Origin of the sequence: Brachyspira pulli (assembly GCF_036997785.1) — a bacterium.
In the GTDB taxonomy this organism is placed as follows: Bacteria; Spirochaetota; Brachyspiria; order Brachyspirales; family Brachyspiraceae; genus Brachyspira; species Brachyspira pulli.
This window is the reverse complement of sequence record NZ_JAWLQI010000016.1, coordinates 12776-31643: the sequence shown is the minus strand read 5'-3', so window position 1 is coordinate 31643 and position 18868 is coordinate 12776. Positions and strand designations below refer to the sequence as shown.

Sequence of the window (18868 nt, the reverse complement as noted above, 5' to 3'; positions counted from 1 at the left end):
ATAATTTATAGAAACCTTAATGAAAATAATGAGTGTATAAGAATTAAAAAATGAAAATAATTTTAGAAAACTTATTTTAATAAATAAAAATATTTCCCTACACTGGCATTATCCAACAGGTTATAAGGGTCTAAGTTATAAAACTTACTCTCAGCCTTTACAAGCTCCCCTAATTTTTATAATATTATATAACAAAATAAAATTATTTCAATGACTATATACTACTATAAGCAATATTTTTTAGATTTTATTATAATCATCATTGGACGTCTTAATTCATTTTGCATTTCTTTATTATCTTTAAGCATTTTTTCTGAAGGTGTAGGCTCTGTAACATTTTCTATAATAAAACCATTATTGATAAGAGTGTTAATATAAGTTGTTATTGTTCTATGATATTTAACAACACTTTCACCTAAAAATTTAGTATTTCTTTTTCCCTCATAAAAATAATTATCAACAGGAAAACAAACTATTTCACCATTATCATTATACAGCCAATCCTGACTTCCGTACGCTGTAAATATTGGGTGCTCTGCTGAAAATACAAAATACCCGTCATCTTTCAAAAGAAGTTTTACTGTTTTTACTACTCTGTCAAAATCTTCTATATAATGCAAAGCTAAAGAACTTAAAACTATATCAAATTTTATATTCTTTAATTCTTCATCATTTTTTATATTTTCATCAATACTTTCAATAGAAGACATAAGCAATTTTATATTATCAATATTTTTAGTTTTCTCTCTTGCCACGTCAAGCATTTTACTTGATATATCGCAGCCGACTGCCAAATTAGCTTTATTTTGGGCAGCATAAATCAAATGCCAGCCGTAACCGCAACCCAAATCTAAAATATTTTTATTTTCGAAAGAAGGAAGTATATTTTTTAAGCTCTCCCATTCTCCTGCAGCATTAAGTCCAAATTTAGACCTTTCCATTTCGCTGTATTTATTAAAAAACTTTTCATCATTATATTTATTCTCAAGCATAACTTATTATCCTTTTATAATTTTATTATATAATAGTTTCAATAAAAAATATAATCAAGCTCTTCTTAAATTTCTTTTTGTAAACTCAATTATTTCATCTTCTGTCATCTTGTCAAAACCTAATCTTTTTTCTTCTTCAAGCATTTTTAATTCTTCTTCCTTCTCTCTTTGTATTTTAATTAACTCCATCTCTTTAAATCTTTCTTCTCTTTTTATCAATTCTTCTTTAGTGTAATGTCTTTTAATAGTTTTTTCTCTGTCGCCTTTAATCAAATAAATTTTTAAATAGCTTAAAAAATCAAGCCATATACATGATAAATTATCATTGTCTTTTACTTTTTCCTTTGCTAATCCAATACATTCCTTCCAATCAAATTTCCTATCATAGAAAATTGATTTAATTTCTTCCTGCTTGTATTTAGTTTTAAAAGAATGTACCTGATATAATTTACTGGCCTTACTTCCTGTAAGAAAATTAAAAGTATTAATAATCTCATTAACAAATAAATCAAAACAATGAGAGGGAGAATTTATTTCTTTATCTGATATTATTTTCGATGTTATTTTATCTGTTTGTACTTCTAATTTTTCTTTACTCTCTATATTATTTAAGTTATTATATTTATTATTATCTTTGGCTTTTTTGTCTATACCGTTTATGCTTTTTTTACTACACTGTATAGACTTTTTTGCTGATACATAATTTTTTATATATATTTTTCTTTTTTCATTATTCTGCTTACTTTTATCATAAATGCATTTTATATAGCCATACTCCTCTAACTGTTTTACAGCTCTTGAAATGGTATCTTTACTCACAGAATAAATTCCGGCAAAGTAATTATTATTAGCCCAGCAATAGCCTTTATCATTAGTAAGTGCAGTAATTTCTCCGTAAATTAATTTTGATAATGGCTTTAATCTTTTATCATATCTTACATCAGAAGGTATTATAGTATAATAGTTTTTATCATTTTTCATTAAATATCACCTTAAAAAAACTTTATACTATATGCAAAAAATATAATAGATTATAAGTTTATATTAGTGCGTTTTTGTAATTTTTTATTAATTTATTTTAATTTTTTAAATTAATAATCTTAAAAATTCTTTCAAATCATCTAAAATATTATTATCTAAGTCCCATATATCTTTTTTCATAGAATATTCAAAACTGCAGTATTTATTAGCTTGTTTCTGATCCGACTTACTGCAGGTATCAAATCTAATATAGTTACTTATATAGAACTTATCAAAATCTTTATCGCTTATATCTTTATTATGAGCTTTTAAACATTCTCTCCAGCTTTCTAAACAGTCAGCAAAAACAGAATCAGATTTCTTTATTGATTTTAATACCGTTTCTAATTCACCATATCCATTTACATTCATAATATAACATGCAAAATCAACATCTAGTTCAGAAGATTTTTCTAATTTATTTATTGCAGTAATCTTCACATCATTACATACATTTTTCAAAGCCTTATTAATAAACTCAATTCTTTTATCTATTCCTTCTTTATCAGCATCTAAAATAATACCTATTTTATTATATTTATCAAATTTTATATCTTTTAATTTTTTATTAAGATTATTAATGCCGTCTAAACATTTAAATTCGCAAATATATTGAACATTTATATTATCTAAACTAGAATATTCTATTAATCTTTCTATAAAGAATTCATCATTCTTGCTTTCAACTATTATTAAATTACTCACCTCTAAACTCTCCATTATTAAGAAGTGCATATTCTAACTGTTCATTATCTCTATCTTTTATATTTATAAGATCTGTTTTTTGATTTCTATAAAACTCTAAATATAATCCATCATTATCTTTGTTTTCTTTATTAAAAGCCTCTATACATTCCTTTGAATGAGTAGCAGCAAATATTTGGCAATTGGCTTCTTTTGATATATCAAAAATTAATTTCCACAATTTAGGATAATTTGTATAATGTATGCCGTTTTCTATTTCATCAATAAATAAATATCCGTCCTTACTAGCCCATATAGCACAAATTATAGCAATGTATCTGTTTATACCCTCACCAAATGAAGATAATAAAACAGGCTTTTCTCTGTCTTTTAATTTTAATTTTAATGTTACTTTATTATTATTAAAAATTTGTCTAAGACCAATAATATTTTCATCAAATATTTTTAATGAATTATCAATATAATCTTCTTTGCCCAAATTTATTAATTGACCATATAAAGATGCGATATATTCTTCATCAGCTTTAAAAGAATGTATAAAATGATAATCATCTTTAATTATAATTTTATCATTACAAAAATCATATATATCTAATTCAAATTCACTATAACCAACAATTAAATTAAAATAAGGAGTAGTAATCATTATGTTTTCTTTTGAAGGATCTTTTACATATATTATTTTTATATTTTTCTTATTTGTATTAATATTAATAATACCCTCATCATTATAAAAAAAATCTATATCAATATCATCATTTTGTCTGCTTTTAATCATTTGTCTTATATTAGTATGAAGTTTCAAAGCATCTTCTGAATATACTGAAAGATTAACTCCTTCCATAAAAGAAGTTTTTCCTACATTGTTTTGTCCGCCTATTAAATTAACTCTTTTCAAACCATCAAATTCTAACTTTTTAAAGCATTTAAAATTTTCAAAAGATATATTTTTAACAAAATGATTTTCCATTACTGCCTCTTAATATTTTAATAATATTAATGTTAATAATATACTAATTATTATATTTTTACAATAAAATCAAATATTTAATATCATCATAATAAAAATTAAAATACAATCAATTTATTATTTATGGAAATGATCATATATATTATTGGCAACTTTATAGCTGATTCCCGGTATGCTTCTAATGCTGTCGAATGAAGCATTTTTAATATTATCTATATTGATAAAATGAGCATATAACTTTTCTATTCCTTTCTTTCCAAGTCCTTCAATCTTTTCTAATTCACTTTTAACCATTTCTCTGCTTCTCTTTTTACCATGACTTGTATTAACCCATCTGTGAGTTTCATCTCTAACCTTCTGTAGAAAAAGTCTCGCAGGTTCATTATCGCTCAATTGAACTGGTTTATACATATTAGGTAAATATATTTCTTCAAACTTCTTAGCAAGTGCCATTATAGGCTGTCCTTTAATATCTAGTTCTTTCAAAGCTTCTATTGCTGAATTAAGCTGTCCGCGTCCTCCGTCTATAAGTATCAAATCTGGAAAAGTAAGATTTTCATCTCTTAGTCTTTTATATCTTCTATATACTGCCTCTTTTATGGAAGCGAAGTCATCTATACCAGTAACAGTTTTCATATTGAATATTCTGTAATTCTTATTATCAGAAACACCATTAACGAATCTTACCATTCCAGCCATAGTATAACTTCCCTGAATATGGGCTATATCGAAAGATTCTATTATTGTAGGAGCTTTCTTTAATTTAAATATTTCCTGAAGTCTTGTTATGCCTAAAGGAATTTCTCTTACAAGTGTTTTTTCTTTGAATAAATGTTTTGCATTTTCATTTGCTATTGCCATCAAACCTTTTCTAGTTTTATCAAGTCTTATTTCAACTTCTCTGCCTGCTACTTGTTTAAGATAATCTTTTATTATATCAACATCTATAAGAGGAAAATCGGTTGATATAGAAGCAGGTATCAAATTGGCATGGGTATAATATTGTGTAAAGAAAGCAGAAAGTATTTCAGAATATTTTGATAATCCTTTTTCTTCATAATCATCATCATTGTTAGGCGACTGCATACTGAAAGTTTTTCTATCTATGAGCTTACCGCCTTTTACTGATAATATTACAATAACATAATTACCATTTTCTCCATAAGCACCTATTATATCAATATCATCGCTTTCCGGAACATATATGCTTTGCTCTACTGTTATATATTTAAGCAAATCTATTTTATCTCTTAAATCTTTTGCAGCTTCAAATTCCAACTTTTCAGCATGTTCAAACATTTCCTGTTTTAATCTGGCAACAAGTTCATCAACATTTCCTTCAAGCACCATAACAGCATCATCGATTGTTTTATCATAATCTTCTTCTTTGATTAAATCGGCACAAGGAGCGGTACATTTTCCTATATGATGATACAAACAAGGTCTTATTGGTCTTTTTAATGGAAACTCGTATTTACATCTTCTTAATTTAAAATTATCTATTATAAACTTAACTATATTATCAGCCTTTTCAGCCGCAACATAAGGCCCATAATATTTTTTGTATTTTCTGGCATTCTCTTTATCTATAACATTTCTGGCTTTAATAACTCTTGGAAAATGTTCATTTGTAATAGCTATAAATGGAAATGATTTCTGATCTTTAAGAAGTATATTATAATGAGGTTTATGCTTTCTTATCATCTCAGCTTCTAATATCAAAGCTTCAACTTCATTTTCTGTAAGTATATATTCAATATCTCTAATATGCTCAACTAATGCTGTTGTTTTGGCATCTTTATTAGAATTATTAAAATATGATGATACCCTTTTTTTTAAAGATTTTGCTTTTCCTATATAAATTATTTCGGATTTGGAATCCTTCATAAAGTATACTCCAGACTTATCCGGAATACGCTTTAATTTATCATGTATATAACTTTTAACTTCCTGATTCATAATATTCAACTTTTTATTAATTATACATAAAATAAAAAACTTTGTCAAAGTATAGGTAATAAGCCTATATTTTTATGGTATTAATATATTTTATTTATAGATATATAGCAATACATTAATATTTTATTATACAATATCAAAATTGAAAATAAAAAAATAGTTCATTTATAATAAATAAAATTATAGTAGCTTTACATTTATAGTTAATTTAGTATAATAAAATTATGAAAGATTTAGAAAAACTAAAACAAATACTAAATGAAACAGTTACAATAGATAATTTAAATAGAATTAATGACTATTTCATACGTTATTTATTCTCACATGAAGGCAATGAAAATATAGCTTTAAATTTCATTAATGCTGTATTTAAAGATTTAGACTTTGAAACTTTTAATAAAATTGAGATTTTAAATCCATTTAATATAGCAGAAAATTATGATGAAAAAGAGTCTATAGTTGATATTAAAGCTACTACAGAAACAGGAATAACTGTATTAATAGAAATTCAAGCTAGAGGTAATGAAGATTTCATAAAAAGAACTCTATATTATTGGGCTTATAATTATAGCAGCAGTTTAAACAGAGGTTCTTTTTATGATGAATTAAAACCAACTGTAAGCATAAATATTACAAATTTCATATTAACAGATGAAGATAAAGTACATAGCTGTTATGTATTAAAAGAATTAAATAATAATAAAATTCTAACAGATCATTGTCAATTACATTTTGTAGAGATCCCAAAATTCAATTTAAAAGATATTTCAAAATCAGAAAATTTTGATAATATACATAAAGAATTTATTTCTTGGATAAAATTCTTTAAAGGAGAGAACATGTCTATACTTATGAAAGAAAATACTATATTTGAAGAAGTTGAAAAGAAATGCCGTACTTTTCTCAATAATACTCCTGTAATGGATAAATATAAAAAACGCGAAGTAGATGCATATTTCTTTGACAAAAGTATAGAATTAGATTTAAAGAAAGCTAAAGAACAAGGCATAACTGAAGGTATAGAACAAGGTGAAAAAAATAAAGCCATATCAATAGCAAGAAATTTAAAAAAATCTGGAATAGATATAAAAATCATAAGTGAAAATACAGGTTTAAGTATAGAAGAAATAAAAAAATTATGAGCATCTGATAAATTTATTTATCAGATCTTTTAAGCGAATAATTTTTTTATGAATGAATTAAAGAAATAAAAAATTTATAAAAATATACTAGACAAATATTTTTAGTAATAATTTATTTGTACATAATATAAATAAAGAATGTATATTATAAAACATCTAAAATATATTCATTAAATATAAAAAAACAAACATTAACTTATACAAAATATAAATTAATGTTTGTCTATATTAAAATTTAATAATATTTTTAATTATTATTTACTTGAAGATTGAGTTTCCCAAGGGAATAAAAGCCAATTATCATGATTGATATTTTTATATATATATTTAGGTTTTATTTTACTTGTATGTTCTCTAACAAAAAGAGTAGCAATATCAAATTTCTGATCATCAAAATATCTTAATGTCTCACCAGTATCTGATATATCATCAACTATTAAAACTGATTTATTTTTAACTTTTAATCTCCAAACTTCTTCCATATTAAGAACCATAGGAATCTTTAATCTATGAGAAAGCATAACAGCAGGTACTAATCCTCCGCGTGCAAGTCCATAAATAACCTCATAATGAATTTTAGAATCTTCTATTTGTTTTGCTAAAACCTCAATAGCCTCATCTATATCAGTCCAAGTAATTATATAATACTCCATTATAATAACTCCTATATTTACAATAAATTAAGAACGTAAAGTAATATTAAATCTTGTACTTAACATCTCAAGTAAAGATTTTTCAACGCTATTAATATCTTCTTCTCTCAAAGTCTTATTAGGATCATAATAAGTTATAGAAATAGCAATAGATTGTTTGCCTTCTTCCACCTGTTCGCCTACATATCTATCAACAACATCAACATTTTGTATAATATTATTGAATCTAACTATAGACTTAATAACTTTATTGAATTCTATATCATTGCTGCAAACTAAAGCTAAATCTCTGAATACTGCTGGATATTTACCAACTTCTCTTAATTTTTGTTTTTTTACTCTTTCTTTAACAAGTTTAAGAGTTTTTCTAATATCAATATCCAAGAAATATACATCTATAGAAATTTCAAAAATAGATAAAATCTTAGGGTGAAGTCTTCCTATAACACCTATTTTTTCTCCGAATACTGATATTTCAGCAGACATTGTAGGTATGAACCAATTATGTTCTTTTGGTATTAAATTGTAATCTGAACATCTTAAATCTTTTATTAAAAGTTCTTCAATTACACCGCTCATATCAAAGAAATCATAAGCTCTTGATTCTTTATTCCATAATTTCTCTTGATATAATCCAAACATAACTGCAGAAAGATGTTTTTCTTCAATGAAATTCTCTCCGCCTTTATAGAATATATTTCCTACTTCAAATAATGCCCCGTTTTTATGTCTGTGATTCTGATTATAAACCACACTATTAAGTAAAGAAGCTAAAGTAGTAGGTCTTAAAACGTCCATTTCACTTGTTAAAGGATTAGCAACTTTAATAAGTTTTTCTTCCTCTATACCAAGAGCTTTGAATATATTACTATCGCCCATAGAATATTGTTTTGTTTCATAAAGACCATAAGAAGCCATTCTATGCTTAACAAAACTCAATTCAGCATAATCTGTATTTATAGGATTACATTTTATATGAGGTACATTAGAATCTATATTATTATAACCATAAACTCTTGCAATTTCTTCTATTAAATCTTCTGCTATAGATAAATCATGTCTGTAGCAAGGTATTTCAACTTTTAAATTATTCTCTCCAAGAGCAACTGCTTTAAATCCGTATCTTTTAAATATTGAAGATATTTCCATTTTACTCATATTAAGACCTAAATATCTTTTTACAAGTCCGCAGTCGAATACTATAATAGTTGAATCGAATTGTCTTACATTTAATTCTTTAGATCTTGAAGCTATTTTACATCCATTATCTAAAGTAACTATTAAATCAACAACTCTATTTAAAGCTGCAAGTGTTAAAGTATGATCTATTTCTCTTTCAAATCTATATGAAGCATCTGTTTTTGTATTAGTAACTATAGTAGATTTTTTTACTGCTATATGATCAAAATAAGCACTTTCTATTAAAATAGTTTTTGTTTCAGGTTCTATTTTGGTAGAATCACCGCCCATAACTCCGGCAACACCTATAGGCTTTTCACTGTCTGCTATTACTAAAACATCTTCTGTAAGATCAACTTCTCTGCCGTCTAATAATTTTATTTTTTCACCATTTCTGGCATTTCTAACTATAATTTTACCGTCTTTTACTTTATCAAAATCATAAGCATGTAAAGGCTGACCATATTCCAACATTACATAATTAGTAACGTCTACTATATTATTAACAGGATTAATTCCGCACATTTTTAATCTGTTCTGCATCCAATCTGGAGAAGGACCAACTGTTATATCTTTTATAAGTCTGCCTACATATTTATAACAATTTTCTTGATTTTCAACTGTAATATCAATATTACCGCTTGCTGCCTCATAAGCATTAACAGAAGGAATACTAACTCTTCTTTCTAATACCAAAGAACATTCACGAGCAAAACCTATAATACTAACCAAATCCCCTCTGTTTGCTGTAATTTCAACATTGAATATATGATCAGTACTTCCAACTATAGTAGAAAGCGAATTACCTAAAATACTATCTTTATCAGCATGTACTTTTTCAATATCATCATCTAATATCCAAATACCATAAACACCTTCTATTTCTTCATATCCTAATTCAGTTCTTGAACATATCATACCATTACTTTCAAAACCGCGTATAGAAGCTTTTTTTATAGTAAGTCCATTAGGAAGTTTAGCTCCTATTGTTGCAATAGGAACATATATGCCTTCTCTAGCATTAGGAGCCCCACAAACTATTGACAAAACATCTCCATCTCCGATATCTACTTTACATACACTCAATTTATCTGCATCAGGGTGTTTATGTACAGATATTATTTTACCAATAATAACTCCAGGTATATCGCCTCCTGTTGTTTCTATTGATGAAATTTCACTTCCAGCAAGTGTTATTTTCTTTGCGATTTCTTCTACACTGAAACCGTCTAAATTAACAAATTCTTTAAGCCAACTTAATGGAACTCGCATTATTATATCCTCAACTTAATTCACTTATATGTAAAATGTTATAATAACATATTAAAAAATAACTAATTACCATTGTTTTAAGAAATCTAAATCATTTTCGTAGAACATTCTTATATCAGTAATACCATATTTAATCATTGCCACACGTTCTATACCCATTCCAAAAGCAAAACCTGTATATTTAGTAATATCATAACCAACATGCTTAAATACATTAGGGTGTATCATACCAGCCCCCATAAGTTCCAACCAACCTTCACCGCCGCAAGTTTTACATCCGCTTCCGCCGCAAATTACACAAGTAGCACTCAAATCAGCACCAGGTTCTACGAATGGGAAATAATCTGGTCTTAATCTTATCTGTGTCTTTTCACCAAACATTTTCTTACAGAATAATTCCAATATACCTTTTAAATCATTGAAGCTTATTCCATGATCTACCATAAGTCCTTCTATTTGATGGAATACTGGAGAGTGCTTTGAATCTATAGCATCTCTTCTAGCACATTTTCCTGGGGAAACTACTGCTATAGGAGGAGGAGTTTCTAACATAGTTCTTATCTGCATACCTGATGTATGTGTTCTAAGTACATGTTCTTTAGAAATAAAGAAAGAATCATGGCTGTCTCTTGAAGGGTGATAATAAGGAATATTTAAAGCCTCGAAATTATGAAAATCATCTTCTATTTCATTACCTTCTACTACTCTAAATCCTATTTCTGTTAAAATAGATACTATTTCTTCTTCTACTCTAGTAAGTAAATTAACACTGGCTGCTTTAGGTCTTCTGCCAGGCATAGTTATATCTATTTTATTTTTTTCCAAAGATGAAAGAAATTCCCTCTCTGAAAGCATATTTTTCTTTTCAGATAAGGCATTTTCACAATAATTTTTTATTTCATTGATTTTTCTTCCGAACTCTCTTTTCTCATCTATATTTTCTATAGAAGATAAATTTTTTAAAAGTTCTGTAATCTGACCCTTACGTCCTAAATAGCGAATTCTAATATCATCTATTTCGGCTTGAGTATTAGCATTTTCTATGCTGTTTTTTAAAAAGCTATGAAGCTCCTCTAAATTATACATGATTTTTCCCTAAACTAAAAAATTAACTGTTATATTATAATATAACATAAAATTATTTTCAATACAATAAAAATAATACAATAAATTACTGAAAATATAAAAAAATAATCTACATAATTTTTGAAATATTTTCAATAAGATTTTTTACTTTTTCTAAAATATTTTCATTTTTTATATCAAAGGCATTGAAAGATACAACATTTTTTATATCATTTTCAAAGTTAGAAGGTATTTTATCGCATAATTGTAATACATATCCTACAAGTTTCTTCTCGCCTACATGCAATTGTTTATTCAAAGCAAACAAAATATCAAAATAAGATGATAATACAGCTGATATTCTATGATTAATGCTAACTATATCATTTCTTTTTACTGCATTTTCTAATTGCTTATAAAATGAAGCCATTTTCTTACCATACATAACTTGATAATTCTTTTCTATAATATTATTCTTAAGTTTTTGAGGATATTCAGTATTTAATTCATCTTGTAATTTTTTAAACTCACAATTCTTATCATAAAGTATTTGAGAATGCTTAATATTGTATAAAAATGCAGTTGTATAGCCTATTTTTGCATTGCATCCTTTCCAGACCCAATTAATTTCACCTTCTACCCAAGACAAATCTCTATACATGAAATCTAAACATATACCGCTTTCCTTTAATATAAGTTCATCTCCATGTTCAAAATAATCATTTCCTATTTCAGAATAAGACGCATACTTATCAGCAAAACTTTTTCTTATATCAATATCAATCCTATCTTTAGAATACACATATATATCATAATCAGACATTTCATCATTAATTGAACTTGTTTTAGAACCAGACAACACTACCGCATCAACATCATTCCTATTTACTGACATATCAATATATGCATTTATAATATCATATACTTCCATAAATAAGCCTTCAATATTAACAATATATATAATAGCCTAAATATAATCGAAAAAATTAAAATAAATAATATAAAAAATAATTCTTATCTGCAGGTATAAAAATATACCGATAATTTTTAATAAAAAATAAGATTATTTTTATAATTTACGTATTATATAGTGGAAGATGTTATGTTAGAAAACCAAAAAAGCATAGAGGAACTAATAATGGAATATTTCACAGATATTTTTAGGCAAAAAAATCTTAATAAAAAAAATTTAACAATGTTTGATAAAATAATCTTAGATTCTTCAAACAATTCTGATAAATCAAATATCGATCATTTATTATTAGATGAAAAATATTCTATTATTAAAAATATTACTCATGACTATTTAAAAAAGTATTTAGAAATAAATGATATTATATGTTTTTCAATACCTAATGACAATTTTATATTGTATGATGAACAGGAAGAAGAAGAAAGCAAAGTTGTTGGATATAGTAAAAATATAAATGAAAAAACAATAAAATTAAATTATATAGATTCTGATTTGCCTGTATATTTAACATTTGATAATTCAAATATATATGTTACAGGAAATATTGAATGTATAAAAAATATTCCTTCAGAACTATGGATTATAAATCTTAAAACTAAAGATAAAAAAAGATTATGTGTGTTCAAAGGCACATTATTCTCAAATTATAATCAAGAAGATATTTTTTATGAAAAAAATAAAATTTTTATTATAAAAAAATCTACATAATAACAAAATTACGTATTTATTTATATATGTAATATTGTGAAGATATCTTCATATTCAAATATGAGTTATTATATTATGAAATCACTTAATTGAAGGTTATTATGAATCACCCTATAACTATATATATATCAGATCTATCAAGAAATGTAGATAAAGACAAAATATTAGAATCTTTTTCTTATATAATAAATCATTTAAGAAGAATTTATCCTAAAAGATTGGTAAAATTATACACCACATTATATACTGAGGCAGAAATAGCTATTTCAAAATTAGCCATAGAATATCAGCTGGTTATAGATATAATTACTCAAAACAAACTAGAAAAAGATAATAAAGATATAGAATTTATCTTAAAAAAATCCAATTCTAGTTTTATTATTGATGAAGATATTACAAATCAAGAGTTAATATCATTAATATCCCATAAAACAGATATATCCATATTTATAACAGACAGTAATACAAATATAGAAAATTACATAAACAATAATCATAAAAAGAAATATAATATACCAACATTATTACTTGAAAATTATTATAAAAATCCATTTATATTAAATATAGACACAAATAAAAATTTAGATGATATAAAAAAAAACTTATTAAATAGTATTAATAGTGATATATGTTCAAAAATAATAGGTGAAAAAATATATAAGAAAGCATCGTATTTCAGTATGACTGTTGCTTGGGTTATATCTTTTGTTTTCATATCAATACTTGGAATAATCGCTTGGAAAGATTTCTGTTTAAATGAATATAATGAAGATATAAGTATATTAACAGCATTCTATAAAACCTTACAAATATTCCAATTAGAAGCCAGTTTTGATATGGAAGAATTACCTCCGCTGCTTAATATAATCCGTTTTTTAGCACCTATAACCTTGGCTGGAGCATTATTCCAAATGCTTAAAAATCTTTTCTCGGATTTAATAACAAGAACTATAATTTCTATATTCTTTAACAACCATACAATAATATGCGGATGTAATACAAAATCATTATGCGTACTTAATGGAATATCTAAAGATAAAAAAATAGTACTTATATGTAATGAAGATGAAATAAATACTAAAGATATTTTTAATAAAAAAGTATTAAAATTAAAAGGTGATTACACTCAACCTTCTACATTATTTAATGCTGGAATATTAAAATGCAATGAAATATTTTGTATTTCAGAAGATGATGATAAAAATATAGAAACTATGAGTATAGCTGCTAAAATAGTTAGAACATATAAAATTAATCATAATATAGAATTAACTGTAGATATAGAAGATAATAATAAATATAAAAATTATGAAAAAATCAAACCTATATCTTATGACGGAGACCCTATTTATATAAGATTTTCTTCTTTCAAAAAAAATGCTATACGACTATTTATTGATAATATAGCTAAGTATTCTGTTGTAAGAAATATTCATATTAATGAAGGAAAAGAACCTATAATACTTATTTTCGGTGTAAATGATAATGTTATAGAAATAATAAGGGAATTAATACTTCTTGTAGTTGGTAAAGATAATAATATTAATTTAATATTTGTAGATAAAAATCAAGAATTTTATAATAATGTATTGATAAACAAACTTCCTGAATTAAGCAGAGTTGCAAATTTGCATTTCTTAGATTATCCTTCATTTATAAATAATGAAATTCCTGAAAACATAGCTAAACTATTAAAGAAATTATCTTCTTGTTTAATTTATGCTGAAAATGAAGAAAATTCATTAAATTGGGCAATAGAAACAAGACAAATTTTGTTCAAAAATCTATCATTAAAAGATGAGCCAAAAATATTTGTATATTTAGATTCAAAAACAAATATATTAGAGGCAAATCCTGAGCTATATAATAAATACTATAAGGTAGGAATAGATATATTTGCTTCTATGAATTACCTATCTTCTATAGATTATTCATTACAATATAACGATTTAGATATAATAGCTAAAAAAATACATTCTGAATATTGTAAAATGCCAACAGCTAATAATAATGGAATATGGAATACTTTATCTGAAGGAGAAAGAAATGATAACAGATATGCTGCCAGATTCCTTAATATTAAATTAGATTATATAGGATTATCAATATTAGATTTCAATGATAAAAGAAAACATACTCCTTTAAAAGAAATAAAAGATATAGATTTACTCAGAAGATTAGAACATAAAAGGTGGTATGTATCTAAAATATTATCCGGATTTGACAGTATAGGTTCTAATTACACAAAAGAAACTTTGAATTTCATAAAAACTCATATGAGGCTCCATAATTTACTTGTACCATTTGATGAATTATCAAATGATGAATTATACAAAGATTCTATGGGATTAATAGATATACCTATAGCAATTAACAATGAAGAATATCAAATGATTATAGAAGATTTAAATGATAATGATAAAGAATTTGTAACTAAATATTATATATTAGATGACAATTCTACAAATAGAAGTTTATCTACTGATTTTATCGTAAACTATGATTTGCTGGATAAGATGAGAGATATACTTTTTAATAATAAAAAATTAAATTCATTTATAAAATATAAAATAGGTAAAAATTATTAATTATGTGGGAAATATTAGATTTAATTGATTCTATTGATAGAAATCACAAAACGTATATATATAAGATATACTCTAAAGTCGGCAACTATGAAGATGCCAATGATATTATGCAGGAAATATATATAGAGCTATTAAATAAAATAGGAAATGGGTTTGAAAAAAACGGGTATGAAAAAATAGACGGCTATATATTTATAATGATTAACTCAAGAGTAAATGATTTCCTTAGAAGAAAAAACAATAAAATAAATACAAAATATGAATTACAAGAATTTAATGATGAACTCATAAATTTATCTATATCCGATAATGAAATAAATGATTTATATAAAGAGTATAAAGAAGGATTATTCTTATTTATTGAAGCCATAATAAAACAAAGTATGGATGTTGTATGCAGTAAATGCAATATGTGTAATGAAAAATTATCAAATTTAATAGAAGTAAAAAATAAATCTCATGAATATATAGATGACAGTTTTATTATATACAAAGAGTATGTTTTTTCATTTTTAAACAAAGATATAAAAATAAAAGACATAAAAGCTAAATATAATATATCCGATCATACTTTAGAAAAAATAAAATTAGCTTATAATAATAAAATAAAAAATTGTATAACCAAATTAAACCATAAAAACATATAAAATTTCTCTTGTCATATTATGGGGAGCAGCAAGATGACTGATAAAGAAATTATATACAATTATGATGTATTTATAAGCTATAGACATTTAGAAGAAGATAAGAAATGGGCTAAATGGTTATTAGAATCTCTTGAAACTTGGAGAGTACCTAAAGAATTAGTAAAAAAAGGTTTCCCTAATAGAATAGGCAGAGTTTTTAGAGATGAAGAAGAATTACCAAGCAGTTCTGATTTAAATAAAAGTATAGAAAAAGCATTAATACATTCTAAATATTTAGTAGTAATATGTTCTAAAAATACACCTGAATCTATTTGGGTTGAACGTGAAATAAAAATGTTCAAAGAACTTGGACGTTTCAATAGAATAATAGCTTTATTAATAGATGGAGAGCCTTATGAATCTTTTAATAAAGAATTAACATACATTGAAGAAAATGGTATTATAAAAAATATAGAACCTTTAGCAGCTGATGTTAGAAAAAGAAATGACCAAAAAGAAAAAGAAACTAAGCAAATAGCATTATTGAAAATATTATCCCGTATATTAGCATGCAATTTTGATGAATTAAGACAAAGAGAAAAATTAAGAGAAAAAAGAAAATTAAGAAATAAATTATTAATAACTGCTTCTCTTTTAATAATCTCAATATCTGCCCTACTATTCACTTGGGACTATAATAGAGTAAAAACAACTTATTATAATGACTTTGTATATCAGTATGGAATTCCAAAAGGTATAGGAAAACTCAGCAAATCTCAATATTCTAAAAGAACTGTCACATATATATTTGAAGAACAGAGAAGAACTTTAAAAAGTGTAAAAAGAGTTAATAGTTATGGAAGACTTAGAGATGATGAAAATAATTTTAATATAAGTATATGGATTCCTGAAATAGATACCAGAGGCGGAGTAAAACGAGTAGTATGTAAAGACCATAACAATAAAATAGTAATAATTAGGGAATATAGTGCTGATTTAAGAATCATAGAACTTCAAAACGAATTCAATCTTCCTTTTATATCTGGAGGAAATGAAATAGTAAGGTATGAAGTTTCTTATAATGATGATGGGTATGTAACTAATGAACTTTATTACAGAGATGCTTGGAATACACCTATATCAGACAAAGACGGATTTTATGGCAAAAGATATGAGGTAGATAATAACGGAGTTGTTACTGCTGAATATGGTATCAATTTTGACGGTAATGTAGAAGCTAATAATGAAGGAATGTATAAACTTCAATTTACTTATGATAATAATTACAATCTTACAAAAGAAGAACTAATTGATGAAAATAATAATTTGATTTATATAGGTACAAATTACGGATATTCCTATATAAAAAAAGATTATGACAAAAACGGCAATTTAATAAAAAAATCTTTCTTTGATGAAAATAATCAGAGTATAAAATCAAATTATTTCGGAAGTGCATCTTTAGTTTATAATATTGATAATAGAGGAAATATTACTAATATAACAAGCTATGATGAAAATAATAATTTATTTTTACAGCCACCAGTATACAGATCAATATCATATAGCATGCATAATATGATATATGATGATAAAGGTAATGTTATAGAAGGAAGTTTCTATGATAATAATACTAATAAATACATAACAGAATTAAAATATCATCAATATAAAATAAAATATGATAATAATGACAATATAATTCAAGAAAGTTATTATAATCAAAATAATAATTTAACAGCAACATATAATCAGTATGCTATTATAAAGAAAGAATATAATGACAATTATAATTTAATTAGAGAAAGCTACTACAATATAAATGATGAACCAGTATCTCAAATAGAAGAATATCATTTGATAGAATATAAATATGATAATTACAATAGAATAATCAATAAAAAATATTTTGATACTAATAATAAACTAATATTAAATAACGGCTATTGGGGAAAAGGAGGAGATTGCAGAATAAAATATGATAAAAAAGGGAATATTATAGAAGAAAGTTATTATAATGATAAGAATGATCTCATTCTAAATGAAAGAAATTATTCTGTAAAAAAAATTAATTATGATGAAAAAGGATACAAAATAGAAGAAAGTTATTACGGTATTAATGAAGAACCTGTTTATTCTAAAGAATATGTTTTTACAATTGACAATTATGTAAGCACCCATAAAACAAAATATGAGTATGATGATAAAGGAAATATTATAGAAAAATCATTCTATGATATATATGATAAACCAATGTTATTAACTTTAGATATATCCGACTCAATTGGAGAATTTGAATATATATTAGTAAATGCCTCTAAAATAAAATATGAATATTCCAATTCTATGCTAATAAAACAATCATATTATGGAATAAATGATGAACCTATAAATGCTTATGATAATTTATCTATTATAAAATATGAATATTTAGATTATGGATATATTACTAATTTAATAAAAAACGAAAATATAAAAATAAAGAATATCATAAAAAATTCTTTTTATGATAAAAACAATAATCCTATAATTCTAAAAAAAGAAAATTATCATTCTGAATATTACGGAAATAATAACAAATATTCAATACGTATTTACTGTGATACCAATAATAAATTAATAATAAATAACATATACAAATATGCATATAATATAACTGAATATTCATATACAAATAATATATCAATATCTGTTTCTAAAAACTTTGGAATAAATAATAATCCTGTATTAAATAGTGATGGTGTTTTTAAAATTATATATATAAAAAATTATCTTTCCAATACTATTGAAAACTATGGAATTAATAATGAACCTGTTATATCCAAAATTTTTAAATGTTTCAGACGTATAGAATTTTTTGATAATAATTATAAGCGTATGTATAAATATTATGATGTAAACAATGAATTAATATTTGATAAAAAATAATTATATACATTGATAATTTTTATAATTATGATATACTCTGCCATGTATATTAAAAAACTTTTAAATTATTAAAAAAGTATACAATATT

14 protein-coding genes and 1 riboswitch are annotated in these 18868 nt (G+C 24.5%); of the genes, 5 read left to right on the top strand and 9 right to left on the bottom strand.

Annotated elements, in window-relative coordinates; genetic code table 11:
* Positions 1 to 77: 77 nt before the first annotated feature.
* Positions 78 to 181, bottom strand: a riboswitch (TPP riboswitch).
* 43 nt (positions 182 to 224) lie between these two features.
* The 5 genes from R4K56_RS05310 to uvrC all read right to left on the bottom strand — a co-directional run bounded on the left by R4K56_RS05310 (position 225) and on the right by uvrC (position 5646).
* Positions 225 to 992, bottom strand: a complete 768-nt coding sequence (locus tag R4K56_RS05310) for a class I SAM-dependent methyltransferase (protein ID WP_335772204.1) — start codon at positions 990 to 992, stop codon at positions 225 to 227.
* Between the two features lie 54 nt (positions 993 to 1046).
* Positions 1047 to 1973, bottom strand: coding sequence for a helix-turn-helix domain-containing protein (locus tag R4K56_RS05305; RefSeq protein WP_335772203.1), 927 nt, complete (start codon positions 1971 to 1973; stop codon positions 1047 to 1049).
* A gap of 105 nt (positions 1974 to 2078) precedes the next feature.
* Positions 2079 to 2717 (bottom strand): DUF3226 domain-containing protein, encoded by a 639-nt coding sequence (locus tag R4K56_RS05300; protein WP_335772202.1) that lies wholly within the window; start codon positions 2715 to 2717, stop codon positions 2079 to 2081.
* Positions 2710 to 3687, bottom strand: coding sequence for an AAA family ATPase (locus R4K56_RS05295; RefSeq protein ID WP_335772201.1), 978 nt, complete (start codon positions 3685 to 3687; stop codon positions 2710 to 2712). The genes R4K56_RS05300 and R4K56_RS05295 overlap by 8 nt, the downstream gene beginning before the upstream one ends.
* A 117-nt stretch (positions 3688 to 3804) precedes the next feature.
* Entirely contained in the window at positions 3805 to 5646 is a 1842-nt protein-coding gene (uvrC, locus tag R4K56_RS05290; RefSeq protein WP_335772200.1) for an excinuclease ABC subunit UvrC, read from the bottom strand.
* A gap of 224 nt (positions 5647 to 5870) precedes the next feature.
* Between uvrC and R4K56_RS05285 the strand changes: the two genes are divergently transcribed.
* Positions 5871 to 6788 (top strand): Rpn family recombination-promoting nuclease/putative transposase, encoded by a 918-nt coding sequence (locus R4K56_RS05285; protein WP_335772199.1) that lies wholly within the window; start codon positions 5871 to 5873, stop codon positions 6786 to 6788.
* 254 nt (positions 6789 to 7042) lie between these two features.
* Here the strand turns inward: R4K56_RS05285 and R4K56_RS05280 are convergent, their stop codons facing one another.
* From R4K56_RS05280 to R4K56_RS05265, 4 genes are all read right to left on the bottom strand, one after another.
* Positions 7043 to 7441 carry a phosphoribosyltransferase gene (locus R4K56_RS05280; protein ID WP_335772198.1) on the bottom strand — a complete coding sequence of 133 codons (399 nt, stop codon included), beginning with the start codon at positions 7439 to 7441 and terminating at the stop codon, positions 7043 to 7045.
* Between the two features lie 27 nt (positions 7442 to 7468).
* The gene (pheT, locus tag R4K56_RS05275) at positions 7469 to 9892 is read right to left on the bottom strand and encodes a phenylalanine--tRNA ligase subunit beta (protein WP_335772197.1); all 2424 of its coding nucleotides are present in this window, start codon (positions 9890 to 9892) and stop codon (positions 7469 to 7471) included.
* 66 nt (positions 9893 to 9958) lie between these two features.
* Positions 9959 to 10978: a phenylalanine--tRNA ligase subunit alpha gene (pheS, locus tag R4K56_RS05270; RefSeq protein WP_335758510.1), complete on the bottom strand. Its 1020-nt coding sequence runs from the start codon at positions 10976 to 10978 to the stop codon at positions 9959 to 9961.
* Between the two features lie 109 nt (positions 10979 to 11087).
* On the bottom strand, positions 11088 to 11888 hold the full coding sequence (locus R4K56_RS05265) for a DUF4037 domain-containing protein (RefSeq protein WP_335769292.1): 801 nt from the start codon (positions 11886 to 11888) through the stop codon (positions 11088 to 11090).
* Positions 11889 to 12059: 171 nt separating this feature from the next.
* Here R4K56_RS05265 and R4K56_RS05260 point away from each other — a divergent pair, with 171 nt between their 5' ends.
* The 4 genes from R4K56_RS05260 to R4K56_RS05245 all read left to right on the top strand — a co-directional run bounded on the left by R4K56_RS05260 (position 12060) and on the right by R4K56_RS05245 (position 18780).
* Positions 12060 to 12638 carry a hypothetical protein gene (locus R4K56_RS05260; protein WP_335759479.1) on the top strand — a complete coding sequence of 193 codons (579 nt, stop codon included), beginning with the start codon at positions 12060 to 12062 and terminating at the stop codon, positions 12636 to 12638.
* A 101-nt stretch (positions 12639 to 12739) separates the two neighbouring features.
* Positions 12740 to 15226 carry an NAD-binding protein gene (locus R4K56_RS05255; protein WP_335769291.1) on the top strand — a complete coding sequence of 829 codons (2487 nt, stop codon included), beginning with the start codon at positions 12740 to 12742 and terminating at the stop codon, positions 15224 to 15226.
* Positions 15227 to 15228: 2 nt separating this feature from the next.
* Entirely contained in the window at positions 15229 to 15873 is a 645-nt protein-coding gene (locus R4K56_RS05250) for an RNA polymerase sigma factor (protein ID WP_335758514.1), read from the top strand.
* A 33-nt stretch (positions 15874 to 15906) separates the two neighbouring features.
* The gene (locus tag R4K56_RS05245) at positions 15907 to 18780 is read left to right on the top strand and encodes a toll/interleukin-1 receptor domain-containing protein (RefSeq protein WP_335772196.1); all 2874 of its coding nucleotides are present in this window, start codon (positions 15907 to 15909) and stop codon (positions 18778 to 18780) included.
* The last annotated feature ends 88 nt before the right edge of the window (positions 18781 to 18868 follow it).